Below are 5,369 nucleotides of genomic sequence, written 5' to 3'. Positions count from 1 at the left end.
GGACAAGTGCGCGCACAGCCTCAGCATGCCTTGCCGATGCCGGATTGATCGCAGCCTGGTGCGCGATGTCGACCACGTCCCGTCGTTCCCCGTTCAGGAGCCCATGCTTAGCGCAAAGATTGGAAAATACCGTTGGGACGTAGCGTCAATTCGAGTGGTAATATTAACGTCTCGTTGAGCACGCGGGCGTCCGGCGGCTGGTTGCCTCGATGGATACGCAAAGAATGGCTCTCGACCCGGAGGATCACCATGATCGCCACACCTTTCACGCCGATTGCTTCGCTCCTGGGTGGCGCGCTGATCGGCCTGTCCGCCGTGCTCCTGATGTGGGCGACGGGGAGGATCGCCGGCGTCAGCGGCATCGCGGCGCGGCTGTTTCCACCTTATGAAGATCGCGAATTCGCGGGCCGGCTCGTCTTCGTCGCGGGCCTCGTCGCGGCCCCCGTGCTGGTGCGGCTCGCCACCGGCAGCCTGCCGGCGCAGACGATCGAGGCGGCAACGCCGGTGCTGATTGTCGCCGGATTGCTCACGGGCTTCGGCGCGGTGTGGGGCCACGGTTGCACGTCCGGCCACGGTGTCTGCGGCCTGTCGCGGTTATCTGTGCGCTCGCTGGTCGCGACCATCACCTTCATGGCCGCGGGCATCGCCACTGTCTTCGTGATGCGGCACTGGAGCTGACGGCGATGACCATCCTCATTCAATTCGCGATCGGCCTGACCTTCGGCCTCGGCCTCATCATCTCCGGCATGTCGAATCCGGCAAAGGTGCTGAACTTCCTCGATATCGGCGGCATCCCGGGAGGGACATGGGATGCGAGCCTCGCCTTCGTGATGGCCGGCGCCGTGGCCGTGACCTTCATCGGCTTCAACCGCGTCCTGAAGCTCGCACGGCCGTTCTTCGCCGAACGATTCTACGTTCCAACGCGAAACGACATCGATCGGAGAATTATCGTTGGTCCCGCCGTTTTCGGCATCGGCTGGGGGCTGGCAGGCTTTTGTCCGGGACCGGCGCTGACCGCGCTCGGGTTTGGCTCGGCATCCGCCTTCATCTTCGTCGCCGCGATGTGCGTGGGCATGGTGCTCGCGCGCTTCATCGCGCAGCTTCCGTCCCCGACGCGCGTCGTCACGCCGCCCGATCCGCTCGAAACCTGACATGCGCGGGACCGGGCGAGCTGTCTCGTCCGGTCCCGTCCCGTCCATCAGGTCTTATCGATTACCAGCGGTCGCCGCCGACACCGATGCTGACGCCGGGAGCGCGAATGCCGACGCCGCCACGCGGGCCGTCGTCCCAGTCGCGATAGGTGCGGCGCTCGTAGTAGCGGTCGCGCGGCATGGTGGCATAGGAGTCGCGCACGACGACGCGCGCGCCGCCACGGGTGCGATAGCAATTGCCGGCGTCATCGCAGACGAGCCGGACTTGCTGAATCAGATCCGGGCTGGTGTATTCGCTCGTCGTGTAGATATCCGCAGCCTTCGCGCCGCCAGCCGCAGCCAGCACGCCGACGCCCGCCAGCAGCGCAATCGTGAATGTCCTCATCGTGTTCTCCTCCGAAACTGCCCTCTGCGGTAACAAGAAGGGGAGGCAGCGATCGTTCCGGCGGAATTACAGGTTTTTCCTGGAACCGGCTCGCGCGTCGGCACGATCGTTCCCTTCCGATCTCAAGCCGAGAAGATGAGGCATGTCGTCGTGCCGTGAGCGAGCAACCGGCCCTTGGCATCTGTCACACGTCCGTCAGCCGTTCCAATGCGGCGACCGCAGTTCAGGACCTTACCTTCGGCCCTGATCGGACCGGTCTCCGGTGTGATGGATCGCACGAGAGAAATCTTGAATTCGAGCGTGGTCTGGCTGGTCCCCTTGTCGAGCATCGACTGGATGGCCAGCCCCATGCAACTGTCGAGCAACGTGGCCGTGAGGCCGCCATGCACCGTTCCTGCCGGGTTGAGATGAGCGCCTGTCGGTACGAGCGCGATGACGACGCGACCGTTTTCCGCCTCCACCACGTCATAGCCGAGGGTCTGCGCGATTGTATTGAGAGGCAGGGTTCCGGCCGCAAGTCCCTGGACGAACTCGAGCCCGCTCATCTGCTTCTGCTGTTCGGCGCTGACTGTTCCGTAGGCCTTGATGGCCATCATGGTCTCCTTGCCGTGGTCAACCGTTTTCGAACCGTGACGTCGCGGCCTTCCTCCGGAATGCCGATGGTGGACGACCATAAAGTCGTGTGAACGCCGTGCTCATGCGCCTCGTGCTCGAAAAGCCGGAGCGTTCTGCAACGGCAGCGATCGGCAGGCCGCTCGCATCGAGCAGGCGCTTGGCACGTTGCACGCGGAGCGACAGCGCAACTTGTAGCGGAGATGCGTCAAGGTGCCGGGCAAACAGGCGCGTCAGATGGCGCGTGCCGACCCCTAACCGTTCGGCCAGCCGTTCCACGCTGCTTCGATCAAGTTCGCCGGCCTCGATGAGGGCCAGCGCCCGCTCGACGGTTGTCCGGGTGCCTTTCCACGCGGGACAGAACGGCGCTGTTTCGGGACGGCATCTGAGGCAGGGACGGAATCCCGCGTGCTCGGCAGCGGCTGCGCTGCGATAGAACTCGACGTTGCGTGCGAGGGGAGTTTTGGCCGGACAGACCGGGCGGCAATAGACGCCCGTCGTCTTGACCGCGACAAAGACGACGCCGTCCATCGCGGCGTCGCGGTGGCGAAGAGCTTCATACCGTGCGTCGAAGTCGGGCATGATGCCGCTATAGCGGCCGAACTTTCGCAGCGCGAGTCCGATGCAATGACCACGTCCGAAAATGACCGAAGATGTCGCGCGTCTGTTGGATCGCGCTAGATCGGCTCGTAGGTTTCCGATCCGCAGATGTCATCAGCCTCGGCGCGCCGGCGGTCGACCACCTTTCCGCCGGTGATCGTCACGATGTAGGTCTGGGTGCCGAGCGCGGTGCCGGTGGCAGAGGTGAGCTGCGCGCGGACGCAGGCCGTCCAGCCCGGTCCTCGCACCTCGTGATGGGGCGGGGCCACATGCACCTCGCGCGGATAGGACGTGGTGACGAAGACGACATCGATCTGCTCGCGCACCACGCGCTTGACGTCGGGGGGCGGTTCAGGCGGCTGCTGCTCGGCTTCCTTGATGCGCATGAACTCGGGCACCGGCGCGCGGCTGTCGGCAAAGCCGCAGGCGCCGAGCGCGAGCGCTCCGGCGAGCAGCGCCGCATGAGCAATGATCCGCAACATCCGTGAAGGTCCCCTGCGGGCCAACAGATAGGCACGAATGTGATCCGGCGAAGTCCCGCGCGATCAAGATTTGCTGAAGCCGGGGGGACCGGCGGCATTTGCTATTACAGGATTGCAGGCTAGTTTGTACCCCAGACGAGGGGGATTGCACCAATGAGGATTTTGGTCATAGCGGCCACGGTGCTGGCGCTGGCGACGGGCGCGGCTCAGGCGCAGATGGGCAGCGGCGGCAAGCGCCAGGGCAATGAGGCCAAGGCGGACAACAAGCCCAAGGTCGACGAAAAGGCCTACAAGGCCGCGCTCGAGCGCATTCCCGAGCCCAAGGAGAAGTATGATCCCTGGAGCGGGGCGCGCCCGAGCGAACCCGCCAAGAAGCCGAAATAAGTAAAGCGAGGCGGGGGGCCGACCCGCCTGCGTTATCCGGCCGGGCTGTTGCACTGCCGTTGCTTGTGGCGCGGCCGTCGGCCGCCTGGGAGAACTGGGGCGCAGATGCCCGTGGCTTGCGCTTCTCGCCATTGCGGCAAATCACGCCCGACAATGTCGGCAACCTGGCCTTCGAATGTCACACCGGCGATCTCGTCGTCATCGGCGATTGTGCCTGCGATCGCCGCACGCGTGATCGCGGGTCTGCGTTGGCGCTGCCGGCGTCGGATCGAGCGAGCATATCGCTGAATCGTTCGCGTGATGCGAACGGTCATTCACATCGTATGTACTACTGTACAAAGGCGAGGCCGACGCGCCTGTCGCTGCGCCAAACCGGGCGGCAATCGCGTACGAAATTGTCGCGCGAAATCGACAGTGTGAACGATTGCGGCAGCGCGACGGGGCCGTCGAGATCGATTGCGGCGCCGCCCGCTGACAGATTCCGCACCGTGCACGCAATGCCGCTGCCTGCAAAGGTGATCGTGCCACCCTTGAAAACACGGTGCCGCTGCGTTGCACGTTTCTCGATCATTCGCGTTAATCCAAAACGATGATTGTGAAATAGTGCATAGAAATTACGTTGAACTAAACTCAATACTGGCGCTACTTGCACACCGCTTCAGACTTCGTTTACGAAACTGAAGCGGAGATTCCCTCCGCCGACTTTCCCAACGAGCCTTTCTTTTGTGGCGCCGCGCGCCGATGGAGATTCTGATGAAGACCACGCTTTCGCTTCTGTTCGCCGCAGCGCTCTCGCTGTCGTCCGTTCCCGCCCACGCCACCAAGCTCGATCTCGCGACCATGAGCTGCAAGCAGTTCGTCGAGAGCGGCGACGACACCATCAAGATGGTGCTGACCTGGATGGACGGCTGGTACAAGGGCGACGAAGACAACGCGATCATCGACACCGAGGTGTTCGTCGAGAACGCCAAGCAGTTCGGGGCCTATTGCGGAAAAAATCCGAACGTCAGCATCGTCACCGCGGCCGACGAAGTGCTCGGCAAGTAAGCTGCCCGGCGTCTGAAGCGCGATAGCAATTGCGCTTCGGCATCGTGCTCGACATCATCGTCATCGAGAGCCGCGGTGCGCTTCGCGTTCACGCGGCTCTTTTCCTTTTTGCGTGAAGCTCACCCCGGCAGCATCGCGAACGCGCTCGACACCATCGCCACCGGCTTGTTGTCGGTGGCGGAGAGCAGGGTGACGCGGCCGAAGCTCATGGTGCGCCCGAGCCGCACCACGCGGGCATCAGCAAGCACGTCCGACGAGGACACCGCGCGCATGAAATGCGTGGTCTGGTCGACCGTGGTCATGGGACGATAGCCGCGACTGGCGGCCAGAATTGCGATCACCATCGCGGTATCCGCGAGCGCCATCAGCGCCTGGCCGCATACCACGCCGCCGTTACGGCACAGCCGTTCCGAAAACGCCATGCGCAGCAATGCGCCCGGTTGCCAGTCCGGCGCATCCGCCGGCTGGGCGTGCTCGATGCGCTCGACGGAGAGGTTGAGATCCTGGACCCAGGGCGCGAAGACCTCGCCGAGTACGCGTCTGGCGTCGGCGATGCCGAATTCCGCTTCTGGCTGCGATGGCATTGCTGTCGTTTCCTCCATTGTTGCCGGATGTTTCGGTCATTCTGCGCGCATTGGCGCGGCAAAGTCACCCGGTCTGCATTGGTCCCGTCGGCTTGAAAATGCCTGACTTCGCCCTCTATGATGC

10 protein-coding genes are annotated in these 5,369 nt (G+C 63.8%); 4 read left to right on the top strand and 6 right to left on the bottom strand.

Annotation, left to right across the window (positions count from 1 at the left end; genetic code table 11):
- The first annotated feature begins 249 nt into the window (after positions 1–249).
- Complete coding sequence (locus tag ACXJL8_RS32945) at positions 250–678, top strand: YeeE/YedE family protein (protein WP_456621253.1); 429 nt, start codon at positions 250–252, stop codon at positions 676–678.
- Between the two features lie 5 nt (positions 679–683).
- The gene (locus ACXJL8_RS32940; protein ID WP_456621254.1) at positions 684–1,151 is read left to right on the top strand and encodes a DUF6691 family protein; all 468 of its coding nucleotides are present in this window, start codon (positions 684–686) and stop codon (positions 1,149–1,151) included.
- 61 nt (positions 1,152–1,212) lie between these two features.
- Here ACXJL8_RS32940 and ACXJL8_RS32935 read toward each other — a convergent pair whose 3' ends face one another.
- The 4 genes from ACXJL8_RS32935 to ACXJL8_RS32920 form a co-directional block, all read right to left on the bottom strand.
- Positions 1,213–1,536, bottom strand: a complete 324-nt coding sequence (locus ACXJL8_RS32935) for a hypothetical protein (RefSeq protein WP_456621255.1) — start codon at positions 1,534–1,536, stop codon at positions 1,213–1,215.
- A 122-nt stretch (positions 1,537–1,658) separates the two neighbouring features.
- Positions 1,659–2,129: a PaaI family thioesterase gene (locus tag ACXJL8_RS32930; protein WP_456621256.1), complete on the bottom strand. Its 471-nt coding sequence runs from the start codon at positions 2,127–2,129 to the stop codon at positions 1,659–1,661.
- Positions 2,130–2,148: 19 nt separating this feature from the next.
- The gene (locus ACXJL8_RS32925) at positions 2,149–2,730 is read right to left on the bottom strand and encodes a bifunctional transcriptional activator/DNA repair enzyme AdaA (RefSeq protein WP_456621257.1); all 582 of its coding nucleotides are present in this window, start codon (positions 2,728–2,730) and stop codon (positions 2,149–2,151) included.
- 95 nt (positions 2,731–2,825) lie between these two features.
- Complete coding sequence (locus ACXJL8_RS32920; protein ID WP_456621258.1) at positions 2,826–3,230, bottom strand: hypothetical protein; 405 nt, start codon at positions 3,228–3,230, stop codon at positions 2,826–2,828.
- A 153-nt stretch (positions 3,231–3,383) separates the two neighbouring features.
- Here ACXJL8_RS32920 and ACXJL8_RS32915 point away from each other — a divergent pair, with 153 nt between their 5' ends.
- The gene (locus ACXJL8_RS32915) at positions 3,384–3,614 is read left to right on the top strand and encodes a hypothetical protein (protein WP_456621259.1); all 231 of its coding nucleotides are present in this window, start codon (positions 3,384–3,386) and stop codon (positions 3,612–3,614) included.
- A gap of 328 nt (positions 3,615–3,942) precedes the next feature.
- On the opposite strand, the gene ACXJL8_RS32910 is transcribed toward ACXJL8_RS32915, so the two are convergent.
- Positions 3,943–4,185, bottom strand: a complete 243-nt coding sequence (locus tag ACXJL8_RS32910; RefSeq protein WP_456621260.1) for a PilZ domain-containing protein — start codon at positions 4,183–4,185, stop codon at positions 3,943–3,945.
- Positions 4,186–4,367: 182 nt separating this feature from the next.
- Here ACXJL8_RS32910 and ACXJL8_RS32905 point away from each other — a divergent pair, with 182 nt between their 5' ends.
- Entirely contained in the window at positions 4,368–4,661 is a 294-nt protein-coding gene (locus ACXJL8_RS32905; RefSeq protein WP_456621261.1) for an HdeA/HdeB family chaperone, read from the top strand.
- A 119-nt stretch (positions 4,662–4,780) separates the two neighbouring features.
- Here the strand turns inward: ACXJL8_RS32905 and ACXJL8_RS32900 are convergent, their stop codons facing one another.
- A complete protein-coding gene (locus ACXJL8_RS32900) occupies positions 4,781–5,245 on the bottom strand; it encodes a PaaI family thioesterase (RefSeq protein WP_456621262.1) in 465 nt (154 codons plus the stop codon).
- Positions 5,246–5,369: the final 124 nt, after the last annotated feature.

It is taken from the genome of Bradyrhizobium sp. P5_C11_2, assembly GCF_054049755.1.
The sequence above is the reverse complement of the archived record's forward strand: the minus strand, read 5'-3'. Positions and strand labels throughout refer to the sequence as shown.